The organism is Streptomyces sp. NPDC056224 (assembly GCF_042267665.1).
GTDB lineage: Bacteria > Actinomycetota > Actinomycetes > Streptomycetales > Streptomycetaceae > Streptomyces.
Genome location: NZ_JBHJTK010000010.1, coordinates 23,591 through 48,425 on the forward strand (window position 1 = coordinate 23,591; position 24,835 = coordinate 48,425).

The 24,835-nt window shown below is 71.7% G+C and carries 6 protein-coding genes; 4 read left to right on the top strand and 2 right to left on the bottom strand.

Annotated elements, in window-relative coordinates; translation table 11 throughout:
- Nucleotides 1–113: 113 nt before the first annotated feature.
- Complete coding sequence (locus tag ACFCZ1_RS15445; protein ID WP_376678788.1) at nt 114–1,910, bottom strand: S8 family serine peptidase; 1,797 nt, start codon at nt 1,908–1,910, stop codon at nt 114–116.
- 583 nt (nt 1,911–2,493) lie between these two features.
- On the opposite strand from ACFCZ1_RS15445, the gene ACFCZ1_RS15450 reads away from it, so the two are divergent.
- Nucleotides 2,494–2,862: a hypothetical protein gene (locus ACFCZ1_RS15450; RefSeq protein WP_376678789.1), complete on the top strand. Its 369-nt coding sequence runs from the start codon at nt 2,494–2,496 to the stop codon at nt 2,860–2,862.
- On the opposite strand, the gene ACFCZ1_RS15455 is transcribed toward ACFCZ1_RS15450, so the two are convergent.
- A complete protein-coding gene (locus ACFCZ1_RS15455) occupies nt 2,849–4,984 on the bottom strand; it encodes a CHAT domain-containing protein (protein ID WP_376678790.1) in 2,136 nt (711 codons plus the stop codon). The genes ACFCZ1_RS15450 and ACFCZ1_RS15455 overlap by 14 nt on opposite strands.
- Nucleotides 4,985–5,074: 90 nt before the next feature.
- Here ACFCZ1_RS15455 and ACFCZ1_RS15460 point away from each other — a divergent pair, with 90 nt between their 5' ends.
- From ACFCZ1_RS15460 to ACFCZ1_RS15470, 3 genes are all read left to right on the top strand, one after another.
- Complete coding sequence (locus tag ACFCZ1_RS15460; protein ID WP_376678791.1) at nt 5,075–7,600, top strand: CHAT domain-containing protein; 2,526 nt, start codon at nt 5,075–5,077, stop codon at nt 7,598–7,600.
- 214 nt (nt 7,601–7,814) lie between these two features.
- Complete coding sequence (locus ACFCZ1_RS15465; protein WP_376678792.1) at nt 7,815–17,351, top strand: hypothetical protein; 9,537 nt, start codon at nt 7,815–7,817, stop codon at nt 17,349–17,351.
- Between the two features lie 1,240 nt (nt 17,352–18,591).
- Nucleotides 18,592–24,696, top strand: a complete 6,105-nt coding sequence (locus ACFCZ1_RS15470; RefSeq protein WP_376678793.1) for a DNRLRE domain-containing protein — start codon at nt 18,592–18,594, stop codon at nt 24,694–24,696.
- The last annotated feature ends 139 nt before the right edge of the window (nt 24,697–24,835 follow it).

Below are 24,835 nucleotides of genomic sequence, written 5' to 3' on the forward strand. Positions count from 1 at the left end.
GCGGAGCGGAGGGCCGCGCGCGGGAACGGCGCAGGGCCCGCCGATGCGTGTGGCATCGGCGGGCCCTGCAGTGGGGGGTGGCGCTGGGGGGTGGCGGTGGAGGTGGAGGTGGATCAGAAGGTGAGGTTCCAGGAGTCGATGTAGCCCGTGTCGCCCGAGTAGGCGTCCGTGACGCGGAGCCTCCAGGTGCCGTTCGCGACCAGGCCGGAGGCATCGACCGTGTACGTGGTGAGGACGTTGTCGGCACTGTCGCTGGTGCTGATGTCCTTCAGCACGGCGGAGGCACCGCTCGGGGCGACGATCTCGATCTTCAGGTCACCGCGGAACGTGTGCTTGATGTCGACGCCGACCTTGAGGCCGGCCGGGGCGTTGCCGCTGATGCCGGTCACCGAGATGGACGAGCTGACCGTCGTGTTGTCCAGGATGTTCACGTTGGCGGAGTTGGTGAACACGGTGCCGCCGGGGGCCGGGGTCGTACCGGCGCCGAGGGTCGCCGCCGCGTCGGCCAGACCGGCACCGCATCCGCCGGAGCAGTATCCGGGCAGGGCGCGGGCCTTGCTCTTGATCGTGGATTCCACCTGGGCCGGGGTGATGGAGGGGTTCGCCTGGTACATCAGCGCGGCGAGGCCGGCGATGTGGGGAGCGGCCATGCTGGTGCCCTGGTAGGCCTCGTAGTTCTCGCCCGCCGGACCCTGGCTGCCGCTGTTCAGCGTGGACCAGATGCCGTTCGCGGAGCTGACCGCCGTCTCGCCGCCCGGCGCGGTGATGTCGACGATGCTGCCGTAGTTGGAGTAGGAGGCGCGGTTGCCCTCACGGTCGGAGGCCGCGACGGTGATGACGTTGGCACAGTTGGCCGGGTTGAAGTTGGCCGCGTTGGTGTTGCTGTTGCCGGCCGCGACGACGACGGTCGTACCGCGGCTCACGGCCGCGTTGATGGCGCTCTGGGTGCCCGAGTCGCAGGCGCCACTGCCGCCGAGGCTCATGTTGATGACGTCTGCGGGGTTCGGGTTGGACGGAACGCCCGGGACGTAGCCGCCCGAGGCCCAGGTGATGCCGTCCATGATGTCCGCCGTCGTACCGCCGCACTTGCCGAGCACGCGGACGGGCTGGACGGTCGCGTTGTACGCGATGCCGGCGATGCCCTTGCTGTTGCCGGTCGCGGCCGCGATGGTGCCGGCGACGTGGGTGCCGTGCCAGGAGCTCGACAGGTCCTGCTCGGGGTAGTTGTTGCCGCACTCTCCGCGAAGCATCCAGTCGCCCGGGTCGGCGGCGTTGCTGTCGCGGCCGCCGCCGTCGTTGGCCATGAACGGGTCGGAGATGAAGTCGTATCCGGCGATCACCTTGGAGGCGAGGTCGGAGTGGGCGACGTAGCCGGTGTCGATGACGGCGACCTTGACGCCTGTGCCCGTGGCCTTGTCCCAGGCGGCGGGGACGTTCATTCCCGCCGTGGCCTCGAAGAGGTCCCACTGACGGCTGTACTCGGTGTCGTTCGGGCTCACGGCCGCGGCGTACATCCGGCGGTCGGGGATGACGTACGCGACGTCCGGGTCGGCGGAGAAGGCGGCCACCGCCTCGGCGGCGGCCGCCTTGTCGAGCTTCGCGCCGAGGTCCACCAATGCCGCCCCGGTGCCCAGGCGGCGGTCGAAGTCGAGGGGCGCGCCGGTCTTCCTGGCCTTGGCCCTGGCGTCGTCGTCGGCGGCGGAGTCGGACTTCGCCTCGGCGGCCTGGGGCTTGTAGCCGACGATGAGGCGCTCGACCTTCTGCTCTGCGGACGCGGCGAGCGGAGCGGGCTGCGTCGCGGCGGCCTCGGCGGGCGGTACGGGCGCCGCGAAGGTCGTGGCGGTGCCGGTTCCGAGGAGGGCCGCGGTGGTCACGGCGAGCAGGGATATGCGAAGTGTTCTCTGCTTCACGGGGTGGTTCCTCTCGTGGTCGCACGGCTCGCCCGCCCGACCCCTCTCCGGGGTCGGGTGGGCATGCCGTTCCCTGGGGCCGCGTCAGGGACATGGGGGGATGGGCCCGTCCGCACGGTGCTGGGCTGGGTCTCCACCCGTGCGGACACCAGCCGGTCGGACAGGGGGGATGGCGGTTCGCGTCGCGGACCGCACATGTCTCCGGCAGGTGACAGGAACCTACGAGTCCGCTGAGCGCCCGCCTATGCGGGAACGCGCGTTACGGATACTCAAATAACCCCGCCCGGAGCATCCTTGGACCGGGCCGGTGCGGCTTGACCTGTTTCCATCGGGATTGCGCGGCCACGTCCCCCGTTCACCATGCCGGGGAGGGATCGGGACGCGCCCCAGCCCTGCACGCCGACCGGGCCCCGCGCGAGGCGGCCCCGTAATCGATCGGAGCGCCGCCCCGCCGCCTCGCCGCGCCGTCGCCTCCCTGCCCGCTCGCTGCCTCCAAGTGCCCGCCCGCGGCAGGGCTTTTGCGCTAGCCTTGCGGAGCCGTCCAGGGCGCACATTCCGTGCGATAGCAGCCTGAAGGAGTAGCGTGCAGTATTCCGTCCTCAGTCTGGTGGGCTCGGGCTGCTTCGGCCTGGTCGTCGGGTGGATCGCGTATCGGACCTTGCGGCGCTCCCAGGGGTCGCGCATCTCCGACCTGGTCACCGTGGTCGCCGCACTGGGCGGCGGTGTAGTGATCAACGCGCGGTTCCCCGACCCGGACCTGTTCGCCTGTTACGCGTTCGGGCTGGCGGTCGGCTTCTTCGGCTACCTGATCGTCGCCGGGTTGCTGAACCGCGCGGAGCGCAAGCGGCTGGCCGCCCAGCCGGCACCGCTCCCGCAGGGGGCTGCGGGAGAGCCCCCCTCGCTGCCGCAGCAGTCCGGGGTGCCCGGCGTAGGTTCCTTCATGGGCGACTGAGCCTGAGATCGGCGCAACAGTAGGCCGTGTAGGCGAGTCCCAGCAGATTGCCCTTGCCCAGTAGTTCCGCTCGCACCCGGTGCAGTGACTCGCCGACCGTCAGCCCCTCCAGGAAATGGCGCCAGAACGACTGAGCCACCTCGCTCGCGAAGTTCTGGCCGACCGAGATCTCCGTGCCGATGACCCCGGAGGCACCCAGGCTGCTGAACACGTCGACGAAGGTGAGCCAGGTGCCCGGGGTGTCGTCGGCCGTATGGCAGCCGTTGAGGAAGACGAGGGGGGCGTTCTCCTCCCAGTCCTGCCACCCCTTCGTCGCGGTCACGTCGGCCGTCCCGGTCATCCGGGCCGAGATGTCGGCAGGCCTGACGAGTTGACCGTGACCGATCTCCAGTGCCGTCGCACCCGTACGGTCGGCGGCGTCCTTCTGACTGCGGCCGTGGCAGTAGAAGTACACGCAGTCCTGACCGGCGCGGAAGAGTTCGTCGAGCAGGGTCGTGCGGGAGTCGCAGTCCCGCACGTTGCCCACGCCGAACTGCTGCCGCAGACGGTTCATGTGCTGCTCCGTCAGATCGGGTCGCGGCAGGGTGAGGGCGCGCCCCACGGTCACCCGCGGCTCACCCAGGCCGCGTCCGGCCCGTAGCGGCAACGTGCCCCGGTCCATCCGCGAGGTGGGCTGCTCGATCGCGTGCCGGAAACCCCAGAAGCCGTACGGACACACGGTGTTGCGGGTGTGCCGGGCCGAGTCCCGGCACGCCCGTCCGGCGCCGTCGCCGTGCCGCGCCTGCTCCAGGCCCGCTTCGCAGAACACGGGGCTGTCGCCGGTGTCGACGGGGATGTCGTAGACGAGCGCCCAGGGAAACATCAGCGGCTGCCCCTGCTGCCGGCAGATCTGGATGGTCGCGGGCTCCCGCAACCGGTCGCGCAGTGCCGCCCGCTGCGCAGGCACCGGCGCGAGCAGATGGAGCAGGTCCCAGCCCACCGCGGCCAGCCGCCACAGATCGTGCCGGAACTCCTCAGGGCCCTTGCCGTTGTCCGGGCCGAGCCTGTCCCTGGGCGGGATCCCCTCGTCACCGGGTTTCTCCGGGGGAACCGCACGGGTGGCGTGCACATCGGTGAGGACGGCACGGGCACGGGAGAGGGCACCCTCGATCTGCGCCTCGGTCAGCCAGAAGGTGCTGACCGGCCGGTCCCCGCCTTCGACATCCACGAGGAGGGCCCCGTCGGACCCGCGGGAGATCCTGATGGCCGCGTCACGGCTCGGCAGCTCGTCCAGGCCGAGGAAGCCGGCGGTCAGCGTGAAGTCGACCTCGCCCCGCAGCGCGCCGCCCGTGGGAACTTCCCGTTCCGCCACGGGGGCGAGGACGGTCGCGGACTGGAGCAGGTTGCCCCGGTAGGAGACGGTGACCCGCACACTCGCCTCGAACCGCGGCCCGTCCGGGGCCGTGACCGGGATCCACACGTACTTCCCGCGGTGCTCGGGCCGGCACACGTGCCGGCTGCCGGGCGGGCAGGGGCAGACGTAGGCGTGCCCGTCCAGAGGCAGGAACATCGCGTGGCGCCGGTCCGGCACCAGGAAGTCCTCGCTGAGCACGTTGATCTGCAGCCAGTCGCCCTGCCCGCCGCCGTCCACGTGCGGCAGCGCGTCGCCCGGAAGCGGCCGCGCGCTCCCCTGCAGCAGACTCTCCTGGTTGAACTCTCCGATGTCCAGGCGGAGTTGATAGTGAGCTCCCGCCCCGAGCAGCCAGTCCCTGGCCACCACCCGCTGGGAGATCGGCCATGTCAGGCACAGGTTGAGGTAGCGGTCGGCAAGTGGCGCGGCGGCCGCCGGGCCCTCAGGGGCGGCCGGCTCGGCGGTGCCCTGCTCCGGCTGCGCCTGCGCCTGCACCGGCACGCCGCGCTCGTTCGTCCCGCGCCCGGCCTGGTACTTCCGCAACAGCCTTCTCACACTGGCGTGTTGGTGCCGGACGTGCTGCAGCTCGTTCAGGAAGGCCTGCTCGTCGTCGGTCTCCATCGCCAGCAGGGCCAGCACGGCCTGCCGGGCGGGTTCGTCCAGCTCGTCCCACAGAGGCGAGGTGCGGATCCGTCGCAGCTCCTCCTTCCCGATCGGCGCGGTGTCGACCATGACGGGCCTTTCGACTGGACTGAAGGAACCGGAGGGATAATTGTGCCCGCTGGGCAGTGACGGGCGGGGACCCGGAGGACGGAGGACCGGATGGCGGTGACCCCACGCGACGTACTGGTCGAACTGTCGTGGGGGGCCGGGACGGAGCTGCGCGTGGCACTCCTGACTCCCGAAGGCCGCCCCCGCGGCGAACCCGAGACCTCCTTCGAGTTCGAGGACGACGACGTCCGGGCGCTCCTGACCCTGGAGGACGACTACGCACTCGCGGACCTGTCGGACGCGGTACTGCCCAAAGCCGTGCGGCAGCACATCAGCGACGAGGCGGCCCGCCTGACGGACGGCCGGATGCTACGGCTGCGGTTGCGTCTGTGCGCCGGACCGGAGGACCCGGTTCGATTGGCCGCTCTTCCGCTGGACCGGGTCCGCGTACCCGAGGCGCACCGCGCCGATGCGAACGGGGTGTGGCAGGACTGGGTCGAGCACGGCTACCTGGCCGCGGGCGTCCCGAAGACCTCACTGCGTGAGCACCCGCGCATCTCCCTCGTCCGCGAGGTCCTCCCGCGGCACGCCATGCCCCCGGCCGTCGTGGACGGCCAGAGCGACGTCGTCGTCGTCGCCAACGCGGTTGACGTCCAAGGGGAGATCACCACCAGGCCGGGCACGACGCGAAACGTAGCGGGTCCGGGGCCGCTGACGTACGGGACCGGGGACCGCGACCGGATCGTGGCCGCCCTGGCCGGCAGCCGGTTCAGGACCCGGCCGGTGGACCCCCCACCGGCGGACACCGCGGCGATCCACCGGGACCTGGCCGGTGGACCGCTCGCCTTCCACTTCGGCGGACACCATGTCGACGGCGGGCTCGTCGTCGCGCGGGAGCCGGGCTCCCGCACCGCGCACTGGCTCGACGGCGACACGCTCGCGGCGTGGTTGGTCGACGAGCGGGTCCCGCTGGCCGTGCTGATGGCGTGCGGCTCGGCGTCCCCGGCCCCTGACGACGAGGGGCGCCATGAGGCATCGCTGGCCGAGCGGCTCGCGCGGGCCGGGGTGCCGTACGTGGTGGCGGTGGACGGCACGGTCCGCGACGGCCAGGCGGGCGACTTCGCCGGCCGGTTCTTCGAGGCCCTGGTCAAAGGCGTCGACGTGGACCTGGCCGTGCTGGCGGGCGCCAGGGCCTTCGCGGGGACCGACGTCCACCCGGTGCTGTTCACCTCCCGGGCCGGAGCCCCGCTCCGACTGGGCACACCGGCGCCCCGGGAGGCGTCGTCGATGTCCTCGGTGGCGCACCGCGTGCCCACGGACGTCACCGACCGGCTCGACGAGCGCTTCCGGGTCTGTCTCACGGCAGAGTTCTGCCTGCGGGAGGGCGCCTTCACCTCGGTGCTCGCCGATCCCTCGGGCAACAACCTCGCGGACCTGCTCACCCGTACGGAACAAGACCTGTGGCGGGTGAGAGCCGAACGCAACGAGCCCTTGGACGGCGAGCGGCTCCACTGGTACACGTACGAGTCACCGCGGAATCTGCCCGACCTCAATGCGGAGTCACTGAAGCTGACCCTCGCTCCGGCCTTCGATCACGGGCGGCCCCTGGGGCTGGTGATCCGCCGGCCGGCCTCCTATCCCGCCGGTCTGGACTGGACGGGCCATGTCCGGGAACTGCGGCGTCTGCTGCCCGGGCTGCGCGGCGTCGTCCTCCAGGTCCACGACGGACCCCTCCCGGCCACCCGGCGTACGGCACGGCGCATCGCCGAGGAACTGGGGTCGGACGAATACCTGGTCCGGGCCCCGGAACACCCCGACGCCTGCGATCAGGACCTGTCCGGCGCCGCGCTGGCCGAGGCCCTGGAAGCCACCGGGGTGACGGTGCCCACCGGGCTGCCCGACGCCTCCGCCGTCGTCAGCCGTCTGAACGACGCCGGCTCGCCCTGGGGCGACGTCACCGCCGAGGCCCGGGCGCTGCGGGCCGTCCGAGCCGGGCGGCCGGACCTCGGGGACGAACTGCTGCGCGCCCACGCCGCCGGCCGGTCCGACCCGGCACGCTGGGCCTCCTTGTGGGCGACCGAAGGCGACGACGCGGCCACCCGGGCGTGGCTGCGGGCGGCCCACCGGGCCGGCCGCCTGCCGCAGCCCGAGGCGTTCCGGGGCGTCGCCCTCACACCGACGATGGTCGACACGGTGGTCCTGGGCCTCCTGCACACCGGGCTGCACACCGGCGACGCGTTCCGCGCGTGGATCGAGGAGCAGCACCCGTCCGACGCGGTCACCGCCGCGGTGGGCGTGGCCGCGCGTGAAGGGGGTGCGGTGCGCGCGCAGGACCTGGCGAGCCCCGAGTACGCCGTGGCACTCGACAGGGCCGGGCTGCTGTCCGGCTCGGACTTCACGGAGCTGGATCCCCGGGGGCAGCGGCTCGGCAGCTGGACCCTGTTGACGCGCCTTCCGCTGACCGCCTCCCGCATGACCTGGGTGCTCGACCGCTCACCGGCCCGCCGCTCGCTCGTCGGCCTGGGCGGCGAACTCCCGGGCCGTGTACCGGACTACGACCTCCAGGACGAACTGCACGATCTGCGGCGGGCAATGCGGCAGTCGCTGTTCATCCCCCCAGAAGGGGCGTGGACTTGACCGTGCGGAGGCCCGTGCGTTCTCGGGGAAGCAGGCGGTCCGCCCCGACGGGGACAACGGGTGGCCCGGGAATGTCCGTTGGAGCCCGTGGTGAACCTGATGAACCGATAGACTGTGTGATCCGCGACACACCTTGATCACTGTGTTGCGTGTGGGTGCGCGCGGCATCGCCGGGGACAGCGGGCAGTGCGCCGATCAGCAGGGAAGGACCGCTGTGCTCGAGAACTGGTACTTCTGTTCGGCTTTGGGCCTGCCGCCCCGCGTGGTCTCGGACTACCTCGACGTCGTCACCGCCCTGCGGGAACCCGTCGAACAGCCGGGCTCCGGCGAACTGGTCTGTGCCGCCCTCGAGTGGCTGGCCGGAGCGGACACTCCGCTCACGGTGTACGCACTGCCCCATGTGCTCAGGGCGCACCAGGCGTTCCTGATCGAACACGAGCGCTACGAGGCGGAGGACGCCCCGGCGGAGCACCGGCGCTGCGTCTGCGTCCGTGAGCTGACCGGCCGGACGCGAGTCCTCTACCGGAGTGTCGCGGAGGTACTGCCGCAGGGCCTGCGGCCGCTGGTCGCCGCAATGCTCCAGGCCGCCGGAACGGGAGACCCGGAGGCGGTACGGCTGTTGGGCAAGGTGCTGGAGGGGCCCGCCGCGGTCGCCGCCGCCGCCGACGAGCCCTCGCCTCCCTACCACGACCTCCTGGACCATCTGCTGCCCTCCGTCCTGCTGACGGCCGCCCGCGCGCTGACGGACGTGTGCCCGGACGCCCTGGGCGAGCTCCTGGACGAGTTCCCGGTGCTCCTCGACGGCGCCCTGCGCGGCAGGCACGGCAGGCTGGCGCTGCTGCAGGCGACGGAACTGGCCGCCGCGTTACGACCGGAGGACACCACGGCCCGCCTCGACCGGCTGGCGCGCGCCGTGGGCGGCTCCTTCGACATGGAACCCGACGTCCTGGCCACGGCAGCCCGGGTGGTCTTCCGCTCCACCGGAGAGGCCGACGACGGCGTATGGGCCCGGCTGGAGGCGGAGGCGACGACGGGAGCCGAGCTGGGCCGCTGGACGGCCCGAAGGCGACCGGCGGGCATTGCGGATGACGACACCCCGGACGGGAGCCGCCGTGTGCTGGCCTACGCCCGGCTGGGCGGCACCGGGAACCACCGCTACTCGCCGATGCCGGGGGTGCTCTGGCAGACGGCCCTGTACGAGTGTGCCGCCGAGCTCGACCCCGGCCGGGCCGTGCGCTGGCTCGAACCGTACTGGCAGGCACCGGGCGGCGTGCCGACCCAGCGGCAGATGCGGGTGACCGTCCCCCACGGCGAGGACTACGCGCACGCGCAGCTCCACGTCGGGCGACTGCTGCGGCTGCGCGGCCCCGCCCCCGACTGGCGCCTGCCGGTCCTCTACCTGGCCGACGGATCCCCCGGGGCCATCGATCCGGCGACGGCCGCGCAGGTGTGGTCGCCGTGGATCCTCTCGCCGCCCGGTGAGCCGAAGCAGTTCCGCGCCACTGCCGAACAAATGGTCCGCCTGCTCGCCGCCAGTTCCCTGGCCGTGCGCCTGCTCTCCGCCGCGCCTGCGCCCGAAGGGCAGGAAGCCGGGCGGGTCCCGGACTTCCTGCTGCTTCTCCTGACGCACGTCCGTGACGTCGTCGGCACCCGTCACCGTGCCCTCATGAAGGAGCTGACCGACGGCCACGGGGACGCGACCAGCGGCCAGGGGCAGGGGCAGGGGGAGGCCGGGGTGTCCCGGAGCTCCGTGGTGTCGTCGGCGCCCGTACGCCGTCTCGGGGCGTTCATGCTCCACCAGATCCAGCAGGTCGACGCCGTCGGCACCGGCAAGCGGCCCGCCGTGCACCCCGGCGAGTTGGTGCGGCTGATGACCCGGGTGCACGCCTGGGACGCGGACGGGCCGAAGCCCCCCGCGCCCGTCCGCTCGCTGGTCAGGTCCCGCTCCGCTCTCGGGGTCGGGCTCAGCTGGCTCCAGGAGGCCGCGGCGGGAGGCACCCGGCCGCACCGGACCGAGGGCAGCGGCCGGTGGTTCACCACCCCGGACGACACGGTGGCCCCGGCGCGTGCGCTGCTCGAGTTCGCCTCGGGCCTCGGGGACCAGCCGCACCGGGGCACCTCCGTCCAAGCGGCACTGCTGTGGCGTGAGATCTACCCCGGAGACTCCACCTACGCGCTGCGCTGGGACTGGGTGGGAGGCAGGCCGGACTACGCCGACCCGAGCGCGGCAGCCGGACTGCACTACCGCAGACTGCTGCTGAGCGCGCCCAAGGACCCGGGCCGGGAGGCCTTCTCGGTCGCCGACTGGACCGACATGGGCGAGGAACTGGAGAGGGACGTCTCCGACGAGTACGGCATCATTCCGGTGACCGTGCGGACCCTCAAACTGGCGGCGCTGCTCCGCGAGCCGGACCTGGGCGACGCGCAGGAGTACGAGGACTGGGTGACGTCCTGGTCGCTGCGGGTCCGGTCGCTCAACCTGCCCCAGCACCTGCCCCGCTGGGTGCGCGGCCGCATGTTCGACATGTTCGCGGCCCCGGTCTCGGGGCAGGCGTCGCACGACCGTGTGATGCGCGTCCTGGAACAGGTCGTGGACACGGTGATCGACCTGAGCGCCAAGGCCCCGTTCTACTACGACCGGCTGTTCGAAGTGCTGGGCAGCGGCATGCACCTGGCGCCCACGAGCGCCAACCACCTCCGGCAGCGCGCACTGCGGTCGCTGTACGTCCGCTGGGGGCCATGGGGCCTGACCACCTCGGCCGACAGCCCCTTCGACACCTGCGGCAACCGCCTCTCGCTGCGCGGCACCGAGGCCGCCCTGGTCGGATTCCTGCGCAATACGTCCCACCGCATGCTGGAGGCCCATGAACTGCCGCTGGCCACCGGCATGGACAAGCTGTGGCGGGACTCCCACGCACCGGCCCTCGCTCCGGCCAGGCGGGTGGAGTCCGGCTCCTGCGACGGCGAGTCGTGGCTGGTCCGGGCCGGCACCGTCGACCGTCGGGCCGGGGAGACGGTCCTGTACCAGCCCGGTGTCGTGATCGACGCGCGGATGGAGGGACGCAACCACGCGCCGGTGCACAACCTCTTCCTGCCCGACGCGCCCCGCCCGGAAGCGGGCATGTACGCTCTCGGGCTCGTCACCGCCAAGGACGGGAACCTGACGGGCTCACAGCAGCGGCTGTGGATCAACCTGGGGCAGCGGTTCCCCGTACCCGCGCTGGTGCCCGAGCAGCTGGCCCGGCGTCGACGCGTGGGCGATGCCGTGGCCGTCCTGCTCGCCAAGGACGGAGCCCGGCTGCGAGGCGACCGGGTCGTCGCGCTGGCCCGCCGGCCCGCCGAGGACGGGGAGATCCGAACGGCACGGCTGAGCCCGGTCGACCGCTTCCCCGGACTGGAACTGTCCGTCCACGGCATGGACGAGGACGGCTTTGCCCGAGGGACGTATCCGGGCGACATCGCGGCGCGGCGCCGCTGGGACCCCGACCTGTCCCGGTCCCACTCGCCCTCTGCCCGCACCGGTCTGCCCTGCGACACTCTGGCCCGGTGGGACGCGGCGCTCGGCCACTGGGTGCCGGTGGACGCCGGGCCCCCCGAACTCGCCGTGGCGCCCGGCCTCGACGAGGCCGACACCGGGCAGCGTTCCGAGCGGACCACGCTGCGGCTGGTCCTCGAGGGGCCGGCGACCGACCGCACGGGATTCGGGCCCGCCTGGCGGTTCGTCACCACGCCCGGTCGCTCCTACGTCCTGGGTCCCTCCGCCTGGGATGCGGCGGACTGGCAGCAGCTGGACGAGGCCTGTTCCGCCGGGCGTGCCGGGCTGATCGTGCACGCCTCCTACGAACCCGGGCGCGGACGGCTCACCCTGTGCGAACCGGCCCCCGGCCAGAGCCCGTTCGACGACCGCAACGCCCGCTGGCTGGAGCTCTTCGACGCCTCCCCCGCCCAGGCGGGGTCCAGCGGGCCCACCGAGGACGAGCACGACGAGGACCAGGCCGACCTCCCCGTCCAGGAGCTCTACCACAAGGCCCAATGGCACGACGCCGACGGTGACGGCTTCTGGACCATCGACGTCCCGGCCGTCCCCGGCTTCCCCACCCGGATCAAGGTCAACCTCGCCGGCCGGGTGCAGGGCAAGCGTGCGCTGTGCAGCATCGACCACTGGGGAGAGCCGCAGGCCCGTGGCCGGCTGGCCGTCGCCCGGGCGATGGACGAGTCGGGGATCAAGGAGAAGGAGCTCTCCCCCGAGACCTACGACCGGCTGGCCCGACTGCGCGAGGGCACGGTGGTCGAACTGGTCCGGCAGTTGACCAGGAAGCCGGGGGACACGGACTGCCTGGTGATGCTGTCGTCCGGCCTGACCGGTTGGGCGGCCACCGAATCGCTCACGCTGAGCGGCAAGTTCCCCGCCGTGTCGGAGACCACGCGCCGGCGCGCGGTCGTCGTCCAGGACGGTCACGCCCCGCGCCCGCAGCCACAGCGGGACCCGGAGGGCCACACCGGCCTCGGCCAGGCGTGCACGGGCCTCACCGACCCGGCCCGGCTGGAGCGGGCAGACGTACTGCCGGGGCTGGTCCTCGGCCGCATGTACAACGCCGACAACACCCTGACCATGCTGCGCGTCTGGCTCCGCCTCGACGACGAAGTCGCCGAGGCCGTCGTCCCCGCGCTGTGCTTCGACCAGGCATCGCCCTCGGTGGGCGACCACCTGACGGCAACCCGGACCCCGGACGGCTGGGTCTTCTCCATTCTCCGGCGCCGGCTCCGGCTGCGCGCCCTGTGGGAATGGACCGACGCCCTCCCCGACGACGGATGGCACACCGTCGGCGTGGTCTCCGACCGCGGCGAGCACTACGGCAACACCGTCTCCCAGCACCCCTCGCTCGCCCGGCTCGCGCTGAGCCGCGCCCCGGAGTCCGGTCGGCAGCAGTCCGAGCAGGCCAGAGCGAGGCGCCTGCACCGCGGCAGGGTCCTGGTGGAACAGGACGGACGCTCGCTGGTGGGCACCACGGGCGGCTTCTCCCTCGACGCCAATCCGCAGCCCGTCCACGTCGACCAGGTCCTGGTGCACACCCTGTGCGTCGATGTGACTCCCGCGTCGCGCCGAGAGGGCGGCCGGCCGCGCTACACCGACGTACAGCGCAGGTTCGTGCTGTCGCCGGCCGCCCTGCGCTCCCGGCCGGACCGGAACCGGCGTGCCGCCGCGGACCCCGCCGCCGAGTGGGCCCGTTTCCTGGCGCGCCGCGACGGGACCCTGGAGGGCCCGAGGGTACGGGGACGGCTCCACCTCGACGTTCTGGCACCCGACGGCGACGGCACCTACCGGGCATGGCTGGAACCGGACGACGGCCCGCAGACCTTCGTCGGCGGACGCGGCTACTCCGAACACCTGGCCCGGGCCGTGCCGGTGCCGTACGGGCGGGGATACCGGTATTCGCACCTGCGTGCCGCTGCGCTGACGGTGGCCGAGTTCATCGAGAAGGTGGCCCCCCACGCCCGTACGGACGGAAGCCGCTGTCCGATCGAACGCGAGCGCCGCCCCTACTACGTCGGGTTCGAGGAGACCGACGCCGGCCCGGTGCACCGCTTCGAGTGGGGGTACGGATGGTTCGCCGATGTGCCGCACGCCGCCCTCACCGTCGGGGGCGGGCCGGTGGACCCCGCGGCGCTGACGCTCTTCCACGGTGACCGTGTCGACGCCGTCTCGTTGACCGCCGCGGCCGAGGAAGAGGTACCGGGCGGGATCCGGGTGTCGATCGCGCTGCGGGACATCCGCAAGAGCGTCGAGCACCAGATCCACCAGGAGGCCGCGCACGCCGTGGTCCACCTGCTGGACCTGGAAATCGACCACGCCACGGGGCGGGTGGCGGTGCTCCGCGTGTACACCCGCAGCCGGGGGGTCGACCGCGACGGCGCCGACGACCACGTGGAAGGGCGCTCGGTCCGGGCCCTCCTCCATCCGGATGACATCGCCCGGCTGCTCGCCACCGTCCCCCGGGACAGGGCCCGGCAGCGCGTCCTCGGCCGTGCCGCGGTGGAGGAAGGACCCCTGCGCGGTCGCGTCCACCACTTCCGCCTGGTGCCCCCGACGGCCGCGCCGGACGAACAGACCCCCGGCCTGCGAACGGGCGACAAGCTCTACATGGAGGCCGGCCGGATCCAGCCGACGCCCAACGACTACCTGCTCCGCTTCGACCTGCCGCCGGGGGTGACCGCACTGGGCGACCCGGACGCGGCCGCCGACCGGGCCCCGTTCCACGTCATCGTCACCCGCCGGGACTTCTCCCACCGGGAGGGCGTCCTGCGACGGGCGGTGGAGGCCCACGGGCTGGGCGCCTACGCGGACCAGGCCAAGATGCTGGTGGAACTCCTGCGCCTGTCGCCCGACAAGGAGAACCGCTGGCAGGGGTCCACCAAGTCTCCGTTGCCCCGCCCGGCGGACGAGCTGCGGAGCTACCTGAAGAACCGGTCGGGCGGCTGCTTCGGCGTCGTCGACCCCGCGGGCCAGTGCGTCGAGGTGCGGCCCGGCGTCGTCTTCCCCATGGCCGACCTGCACAGGGGACCCGGCATCACGCCACGGTCGGTGGTCCGGCTGGACCTGGCCGACACCGGGCGGGTGACCGTCGTCCTGGCCATCCCGGCCGACGACGCCTACCTCACCGACCAGCCCCGCCCGGTGGTCGTCTTCCCCAAGGACAACCTGAAGACGAAGGACGACCTGCGCCGCGCCGACGAGCCGGGGCGGTTCACCGTCGCCGGGCTCCCGGGGATCAGCGCCACCGCCCGCAAGGGCTTCGGCAGGGTTCTGCTGCAGACCGGCCATCCCCGGATCGCCGCCGTCCGGCGGGAGGAGCAGCCCAGGGGCGGACCGGTGGACCGGGTGGTGCCGCTGGACCTCTCGGAGGCGGGAACCCTCGCCTTCGATGCCGACGACGTCGTGAGCGGTGTGCGCCGCGGGCGGCTGGCTCCGGCCGGTACGCAACTGGCCACCTCCGAGGCGCCGATGGCGTGGGCCCAGCTGTCGTTCATGGACGCCAGTGCGCGGCGCATCGCGGAGGCCTGCACCGAGCACGGATGGAGCTACCACGACACCCGCACCCGGCAGTGGGTGCCCGGCGAGGACAAGCCCCGGACGCGCAGGCTTCCGGCGCGGGCCGTTTCGATCAGCGAGCCCGTCTTCTTCTCCCGCAACACCGCCGGCTGGACGCTGCGGCACGAGAGCGAGGCGCTGCAGCGGTTCGGTTTTCCGGCCACCGAGCTCCTGGAGGAGCCGGCCGACGACATCGCCGAGGGACGGCGCCGCTCCTGGGCCGTCGCCCATGCCGACCGGCAGAGCGTCTGGCTGGAGCTTGCCCCGGGCCGCGTCTCCGAAGTGCGCCGGGAACTGGTGCGGTTCGCCGACGGCCACTCGCTGGCCGACCTCGACTGGTCGCTGTTCAGCCCGGGCGACCTGGTCTACGGCCGGGTCGAGGGAGGGGTGAACGAGTGCGGCCACCTGGTGCTGGACGACTGGCGTCCAGGGCTGCGGGGGGCGACGGCGGCACCGTTCGCACGTCGCATGCTGCTGCCGGTCGCCCTGCGGGACGAGGAGGCCGGCGCCCTCTATCTGGGTGAGGGGCGCGGCACCGTGCCCTACCCGGCCGACCAGACCGTGCTGGACGCCCACCCGGTCGGGAGCGCCGTGTGGCTGGACCGGGCCAACCGGCTGAGCGCCGCCGAGCCCGGCAGCGTCGCGAAGAACGACGTGGTCTTCCTGGCCGTGGACCGGGAGCACGGCCTGCGGATCTGCGGACTGCCGGGGGCGCGGGTCGAGCTGGCCGCGGAGGGCGACGCCGATGCCTGGTTCGGCTGCGGCTGGTTGCGCTCCGAACTGATGCGCGCGCGGCGGGGCGGGGCGAGCCTGCTGAACCAGCTGGACGTCCTGCCCGTCACCGTCGAGCAGGTCGTCGCCGGGCAGCAGGAGACCGTGGTGACGGTGTCCCGTCGGGCGCAGCCCCGCAGCATCTGGCCCCAGGGGACGGTGCTGGCCCAACCGGTGGCCGACCTCGGCCGCGGCCATGTGGCGGTGCGCTCGGGAAGCGCGCTGTTCCGGGTGCACGTCCGGCAGCTCGTACCCGGCCTGCCGGAGTACGGAGCGCAGATCCAGGCGGCTGCCCGGGCGCTGGCCGGCACGCGGGAGTACGTGAGGCTGCACTGGGACAAGGCCGGGAAACTGCTGTCGTGCGGGATCCCGGGCGGCCGCGAGGCCGACGGGGTCGACGGGGTCGAGGGCGGCGTGGCCGAGGGCGGCGAGGAGATCGCCGTCCGGGCCTGGCTGCGCGTCAACGACGAGGAGGACCGTGCCCTGGGCGTGGTCTGCCGCGACGTCCGTGCCCAGCGTCCCTACTGGCTGCCCGTCGGGGAAGCGGCATGGACCAGCGGTCTGCGCGGCTCGACGCTCTTCGACCATCTGCGGGGCATCCGTCGGCTCACCGTGCTCCGGGACGGCCCCGGAACGGTGAGCCTGAGCCGGCTTCCGCTGGTGGAACGTGAGTTCCACAACCTCGCACCGGGACGCCGGCTGCCGGTGCACGTCGTCACCAAGTCCCTGGAGGAGTCGTCTGCCGGGGAGCCCGCCTCCTGCCTCGTGTCCGTGGAACCGCTTGGCGTACTCGCCGCCTACGCGCCGGTGGACGTACCTGCGGAACTGGCCGAGGAGTCCTTCGTGGCCGAGGTGGCCAGGGTGCGGCAGGACCGGAGGGGCGGGCGGTTCGTGACCTTGGTCAAGCCGGGCAGCCGGCGCACCGTCGTGGACCTCCCGCGATGGATGTCCAAGGCTCTGGCCGAGCTGCGGCTGCCGGACTTCCGTCAGGAACCGCAGCCCGTGGCCGGCCTGGTCCCCGCCCACTTCGCGGCGCACTGGCAGAGCCACGAAGCGGGGCGGTCCGGCAAGCTGACGGCCGAGGCGACGGAGTCCGAGGCATGCCGGGTCATGCGGGCCCGGGGGCTGCTCCAGTCGGCCGACGGCCCCGACCGGGCCGAGGTCCAGAGCTTCGCCGTACGGGCGGTGACGGACTGGCTGGGCAGCACCGAGGGCCAAGCGGTGCTGCACCACGACAGGACGGGCGTCGACCTGGCCCCCGCTCTCGCGGTGTGCGCGATCGGCTCACTGGCGGCCAAGGAGTCCTGGCCGGTCCGTCCGTCGCTGCCCGACGACTGGCCCGTCTTCCTGATCCAGAAGATCGGGCTGCGGGCCCTCGGCTCACTGCACACCGAGGCCCTGGTCAAGCGGTGGCTGACACGGCAGGACCGCCAGAACGAGTCCGGCGGACTGTGGCGGCGGCTGCGGTCCGTCGAGCTCGGTCCTGAACTGACCGACGCCCAGATGGAATCGCTGGAGAGGTTCGCGCAGGCGCTGACGGCGCTGACCGCTGCGCGCGGTCACGAGCACCCGGCCGCCGCGGTGGCCCGGAGCCTGGTCGCAGCGTCCGGCGGCCTGCCGGACGCCGACGACCTCCTCAACGATGCCGTCATCCTGCGGCCCCTGGCCGACCTCGGCCGGAGCCTGCGCCCCGCCGCCGATGCGGCCGTGTCCCAGCGCTTCCTGCTGGACAGGCAGATCTCCATCCTGAACACCGCGCTGACGAAGGTCGTCAGCGACAAGGTGCCGCTGACACTGCTCCCTCCCCTGACCCCGCCCACCGCAAGGAGCCGGAAGTACGCCCTGGCACTGCGATCAGCCCTGCGGACCGAGACGGGCCGTGCGGACTGAGGTGCCCGCCGCAAGACGTGCCCGGCCCCTGCACACCCCGAGCGCTCGGGCCCGGGCGAACTCCGCCCGACAGCCCATGTGTCACGCGCCGTCGGACGTGCGTTGCGTGCATCAGACATCGCACGCAACACACTGCCCGAGTCCCCAGGTCAGGCGCCCTTCGCCACCGACTCCAGGATCGCGACGCACTCCACGTGGTGGGTTATCGAAATAAGAACCATCAAAAACATGTGAAAGGAAACCGCAGGTCAGCGGCCTGCATGGCTCATATCGGGCGCGTTGCCGGTGTGCGTTACATACAGAGTGAGCGGTACGCGCAACGCGCTGACGCTTACCTGGTCGCTCCCGGCCTGGTTGCCGTGGGCGAGGTGGGCTCGCACGGTCAGCCGCTGCCGCCCTACCCGCACGCGGGCCCCGTTGACGCCGGGGGCCTGGGTGAGTGTTACCTGGCCCAGGCACGAGGCCGAGCGCCGACTGATGACCGCCCGAACATCCGTGGCGACATCCACGACAACCATCCACAGGCCCGCCACGGCCAGTACGGCCACAGCCCAGGGCGGGTTGGTCGCGGGGCCGTTCGCCGTCGAGGCTGCCACCGAGTGGACCGGCCTCGCGCACGTAATCGCGGACTTCATCAACCAGGCGGGCGCTCACAACCGCGATCGCTGCCGGGAGCCCAGCGGTCGACGGCCTCCGTCACCAACACGACCTGTGCGGCCCGAAGTCGACCGGCATCACCTCAAGGTCCGCATCCTGCATCAACTTCGTTCTCGCGGATACAGAGCCCGGCCCGAACGTTCCCTGGTCGACAACGGCGCTTTCAACGTCTCCGACAGTGCCACCGCACCCATTGAAACCGACCGCGTCCGCCCCACCCCGACCGGCACGCCGACGAACTCACAGCCTGGGCAGGACCGTTTCCGGGAAAGCAGCGCCCTGCTGTGGTGGCGTAGATCACATGGCCGAATGGTTCCGGAATGCCTGATTCCGATCATGGGATACGCGATACGGGCAGATTTGTCTCCAGCCTCTTTGGGTTAAGTTCCACTTCGCGCACGCAAAACGCGAAGTCAGGTTCCACTTCTGGTTCCTCACGTCTTGACCTGTCACACGGGCCCTGCGGGCCCTTGCAAGGAGACATGTGAACACCCCCTTCCCGGGCTTGGCCCGTGACCGCGGCCGGCTGTGGCCGCGCGCAAGGAGAGGCATCCCGTCCATAGCGGCGGGTCTTGCCGTCGTTATGTCGGCGTCCGTCCTGTACGGGTCACAGAGTGCCCTCGCCGCGGGGAACCAGTCCCAGGGCGCGGTAGGCCAGGGCTCCACGCCCACCACCGCGGCAGACATTCCCTCCGCCCGTATCGCCGCACGCCTGTCGGGCAAGCGCGTCGAGGCATTGTCCGCGCGTACGGAGACGTCCACCACGTGGGTGAACAAGGACGGTTCGCTCACCTCCGACATCACCGCCGGTCCGGTCCGCTTCAAGGACCCGCTCACCGGTCAGTGGCGTGACGTCGATCTGGAGCTGATCGCCGGTTCCACCGGCACGGTGCAGCCGAAGTCCCACCCCCACGGCCTGAAGCTCGCGGGCAAGTCCGCCGGGCCCACCGACTCGCTGAAGGCCGCGCAGGCAGCCCCGGCCACCGACCTGGTCACCCTCGGCACGGGGGACGAGCAGATCACCCTCCAGTGGAAGGGCGGCCTGCCCGCGCCGAAGCTCGAGGGCACCCGGGCCGAGTACACCGAGGCCGTGCCGGGCGCGGACGTGGTCATCGAGGCCACCCGTACCGGCTTCGAGCAGTTCGTCGAGATCAAGAAGAAGCCCGCCGCGGACGGCTTCTCCTATACGCTGCCACTGAAGGCCAAGGGCCTGGAGGCCAAGCAGCAGGCCGACGGCAGCGTTCTCTTCACCGACAAGAAGAACAAGAAAACCGCGGTGATGCCGGCCCCCATGATGTGGGACGCCACCGTGGATCCGGTCTCGGGTGAGCACACCCGCCGGGTCAAGGTCGACCTGAAGGTGTTCCAGAAGGGCTCCTCGCTCGACCTGGTGGTCACGCCGGACGCGAAGTTCCTGGCCGACCCCGCGACGAAGTACCCGGTGACGGTGGACCCTTCCACCTCGGCGCTCTCCAGCGTCCTCGACACCTACGTCCAGCAGGGCGAGACGGTCGACTGGTCCGCCGACACGGAGCTGGACCTGGGTAACCCGGGTACGAAGAACGGCGACGGCACCTTCCGTACCGCGCGTTCCTTCATCTCCTGGAACACCGCGCCGATCTCCGACGCGCTGGTGATGGACGCGGACCTGAGCCTGTGGAACTTCCACTCCGGCAACACCACCTGTGCCGCACAGTCGTGGGAGGTGTGGTCCGCCGGGGCTGCCTCCACGTCCTCGCGCTGGACGGCGCAGCCGGCCTGGACGGCGAAGAAGGCGACCTCCACGGAGACCAAGGGCAACCCCGCGTGCACCTCGGCGCCCGACGGCTGGATCAACGCCGACGTCACTACGCTGGTGCAGGAGTGGGCCTCGGCCAAGGCGGCCACGGGCAACATGGGTCTGCGGGCCACCGACGAGTCGGTGTCCGCCCCGTGGAAGCGCGTGAACTCCGCGAACGCGGCGTCGAACGTGCCGAAGCTGACCGTCACGTACAACTACCGGCCTCGCACGGGTACCAAGCAGGAGGCTGGCGCGCCGTTCTTCTCCTACGGCGGTGACTACGTCGTCAGCTCGCTCACTCCGGTGTTGCGGGACACGTTCGTCGACGCCAACGGCGACAAGGTCAACGGCACCTTCCAGATCTTCGACTCGGCCACCAACACCCAGGTCGGCAACGTTCTGGTCTCCCCGTACGTGCCCTCCGGCCAGGTCGCCTCGGTGACCGTGCCCTCCGGCGTGCTGACCAACGGCAAGACTTACAAGTTCCGCACCAACCCGTACGACGGCGCCCACTACAACCTGGGCTGGTCGGCCTGGAAGACCTTCACGGTCGACACCTCCGCCCCCTCCGCGCCCACCGGCATCTCCTCGACGGACTACCCCTCGACCTCCTGGGTCAGGGGCGCCGGCCAGCCGGGTGTCTTCAACGTCACCCCGCCGGCGGCCGACCACAACTGGCTCGAGTGGTCGCTGGACGGCGTGACCTGGACGAAGGTCGCCACCGACGGCGCCGCGGGCGCGAAGGCCATCACGGTCACCCCGCCCAAGAACGGCAACCACACCCTCCAGGTCCGCGCGGTCGACAAGGCGGACAACAAGTCCGAACCGATCGAGTACGCCTTCCACGCCGGTCCGGGCGGCTTCGTCCAGCCCGCCGAAGGCACACGGACCGCGCGGCGCCTCCCGCTCGTTGCGGAGGCCGACGCGGCCAAGTACGACAACGTGTCCTTCTCCTGGCGCCGCTCGGAGGCCGACGCCTGGGTGCAGATCCCGGCCGGGGACGTCACCCTGGGCGGCACCGCGCTGACCGCGTGGCCCGTCGCCCTGACGGGCGGCAAGAATGCCGCGCTGACCTGGAGCGCGACGGACACCGTCAACCCTGACGGCAGCGTCCAGATCAAAGCCGACTTCACCGGCCCGAACAGCGCCACGGGCAGCACCGACCCGCTCACCGTCGTGGTGGACCGCAACGCCGACGCCGCGGCCTCACAGGCCGTCGGCCCCGGCGCGGTCAACCTCCTGACCGGCGACTACTCCCTCACCGAGACCGACGTCTCCAACCAGGGACTGTCGGTGGAGCGCTCCACCTCCTCTCGCACCCCCGGTGCCGTGCAGGAGGGCCAGCTGCCCATCTTCGGCAAGGACTGGGTCGCCGGCACCCCCGCCGAACTGACCAACTCGGACTACACCTTCCTCCAGAAGGTATCCGACACCGCGGTCGACGTGGTGATGTCGGACGGCACCCCCATCCACTTCACCGCCAACACGGCCAAAACCGGATGGATCCCCGAGCCCGGCTCGGAGATGCTCAGCCTGACCGGCAGCACCAGCAGCGCCTTCACCCTGACCGACTCCGCGGGTGTCACCACGGAGTTCACCAAGCCGGCCGGGGCCACCACGTGGCAGGTCAGCAGCACCAAGAACGACGGCCAGAGCGACTCGACCACCAGCATCGAGTCCTCGACCGTCAACGTCGGCGGCAAGATGCTGGCGCGCCCCGACCGCATCTTCGCCCCCACGTCGGCCACCACCGTCGCGGCCTGCAAGGCGAATCCCGCCACCAATGGCTGCCGCGTACTGGAGTACGTGTACGCGACGGCGACCACTGCAACCAGTGGCACCTTCGGTGACTTCGCCAACCAGGTGAAGGAGATCAAGCTCTGGTCGACGGCGCCCGGTGCCGCGAACGCGACGGCCACGACCGTGCAGAGCTACGCCTATGACACCAGCGGTCGCCTGCGCGAGACCTGGGACACCCAGATCTCCCCGGCCGTGAAGACCGCGTACGAGTACGACAGCGCGGGCCGCGTCATCAAGTACACGCCGCCGGGCGAGCTGGCGTGGAACTTTGGCTACGGCAAGGCGGGGTCCAGCAGCGCTGCCGGTGACGGCATGCTCCTCAACGTCTCCCGCCCCGGCCTGAAGCAGGGCACCGCCGATGTCATCGAGGGCGACGCCGTGACCACCCTGGTCTACGACGTGCCGCTGTCCGGCGCTACCGCGCCGTTCCAGCTGGGCGCCGCCGACGTGAAGCGCTGGGGCCAGACCGACGTACCGGTCGACGCGACGGCGATCTTCCCCGCCGACTCCGTTCCCTCGGCGAACGCGGGCGCCTCGCTCACCTCGGGCGCCTACACCCGAGCCACGCTCCACTACATGAACACCTCGGGCCGCACCGTCGACAAGGCCGAGCCCAGCGGTCACATCACGACCACCGAGTACGACCGGTTCGGCAACACGGTCCGCGAACTGACCCCCGCCAACCGCGACACGGCCATCGGCACCTCGGCGACCGCGGTCGCCACCCGCACCGGCCTCGGCATCGCCGCGCTGCCGGAGGCGGAGCGCGCCGAGCTCCTCTCGACCCGCACGGTCTTCGACGCCCGCGGCACCCGCGAGCTGGAACAGCTCGGACCGCTGCGCCGGGTGGATCTGACGGCCGACCTCAAGTCGGGCGCCACCACCCTGGCGACCGCGGGCACCCCGGTGACCGCGCGCGCCTGGAGAGTCACTTCGTACGACGAGGGCCGCCCCACCGACGGCAGCGCCGTCGTGAAGGACCAGGTCACGCACGTGATCACCGGCGCGCAGGTGCGCGAGCACCCGGGCGTCCAAGGCGAGCAGCGGACCGTCGAGACCGTCTACGACTGGGCCAAGGGCCTGCCGGTGAAGACGATCGAGGATCCGGCGGGCCTGGCCCTCACCACCACCACCGAATACGACGCCCAGGGCCGCGTCACCAAGGTGATCCAGCCCGGGGGCACCGCCACCGACGCCACGACCAAGGTGACCTCCTACTGGACGGCGACCGGTACCGGTGCCTGCGCCGGCCACCCGGAGTGGGCCGACCTGATCTGCTCCACCGGCCCGGCCGGCAATATCACCGGGGGCGGGTCCAACCCGGCTTCCCTGCCGGTGAAGACCTTCGAGTACGACTGGTGGGGCATCTCGTCCAAGGCCACCGAGACGGCGGGCGCGTCGACGCGTACCACCATCACGACCACGGACGCCGCCGGCCGCATCTCGTCGGTGAAGACCACCGGTGGCATCGGGCAGGCCACGCCCGAGACGACCGCGGAGTACGACGCGGTCACCGGTCGTGAGACCAAGTCCGTCTCGCCCACCGGCGGCACGCTGACCACGGTGTACGACAAGCTGGGACGCCCCATCTCGTACACCGACGCCGATGGTGGCGTGACCACCACGGAGTACGACCTGCTCGGCCGGAAGGTCAAGTCGGGCAACAACGTGCCCTCCACGGTGACCTACAGCTACGACCACGCGGTCGAGCCCCGCGGTCTCGTCACCAAGGCCGTCGACTCCGTGGCCGGAACGTTCACGGCGTCGTACGACCCGGACGGCGCGCTCGTCGGGGAGAAGCTGCCCGGCGGCTATTCCCTCAAGCAGGCCTACGACCCGAACGGCACCCCCGTCGAGCGGACGTACACGCGTGACAGCGACAGCGTGATCGTGCAATCCGACATCACCACCCGCTCCATCCACGGACAGGTGACCACGGACGCGCAGAACTCGGGGCAGGCCTACGGCTACGACGCGATCGGCCGGCTCACCTCGGTGGCCGACACCGCCGAGACGGTCTGCACCAAGCGCGACTACGCCTTCGACAAGCGGTCCAACCGCACGTCCCTGGTCACTGCCACCGGCACTCCCGGGCTGGACTGCCCGACCACCGGCGGCACGACCACCACGTCCACCTACGACAGTGCCGACCGCCTGAACGGCGCCGGGTACACCTACGACGCCTTCGGCCGCACCACTGCCAAGCCCGGCAACGTGACCCTCGGCTACTTCACCAACGACCGGATCCAGCAGGAGACGGTGGGCGGCCAGCGCCAGACCTGGAAGATCGACGGCTCCATGCGCATCCGCTCCTGGATCGTCGAGTCCGGCGGCGGCAGCACCTGGACCCAGACCCAGTCGAAGACCAACCACTACGACTGCGGCTGCGACAGGCCGAGCTGGGTCGTGGAGAACTCCGCCACCGGAACGGTCACCCGTAACGTCGACTCCATCGGCGGCGGCCTGGCGGCCACCACCAGCAAGACCGGCAACACGGTGCTCCAGCTCACCGACATCCACGGCGACGTGGCCCTGCAGCTGCCGCTGGACACCTCCGTCGCGCCGACGCTCCTCGACACCGACGAGTACGGCAACACGCGTGCCAGCACACCGTCGGCGCGCTACGACTGGCTGGGCAGCCAGCAGCGTTCCGGCGACACCCTGTCCGGGCTGACCCTGATGGGCGCCCGGGCGTACGACCCGAAGACCGGACGGTTCCTCCAGTCCGACTCGGTCGACAGCGGCGGCGCCAACGCCTACGGCTACCCAGCCGACCCCATCACCATGTACGACCTGGGCGGCAAGTGGTGGTGGTCGGAAAGCACCTGGTGGAAGATCGCCAAGTGCGTCTACGCCATCCTCGAGCTCGCCATGTGGGCGGGCGGTGTCGGCTGGCTGATGAAGGCGGCCAAGATCCGACAGGCGGTTCGCATCATCCGGTCGGTCGGCTTCAACCGCCTGTACAACCTGCTCAAGGCACTGCGGAACACCCCGCGCCGCATCTGGTGGAGGACCGGCATGTACTACGGAGGCGCACTGTTCTCAGCGTTCAGCGTCTTCATGGGCTTCTCCTCCGTACAGGAGGACTGCTGGGACACCTTCAGGTAGCAGGGGCTCGTCGATGAACGATCCCCTGCCACACAGGTAGACCCCGGTCCGGGGGCCCCCCCCCCGCGGGCCCCCGCCCCCCCGCGCCCACCCCCCGCAACCACCCCCCCCCCCCCCACCAGCACCCAAAGGCAGCAAA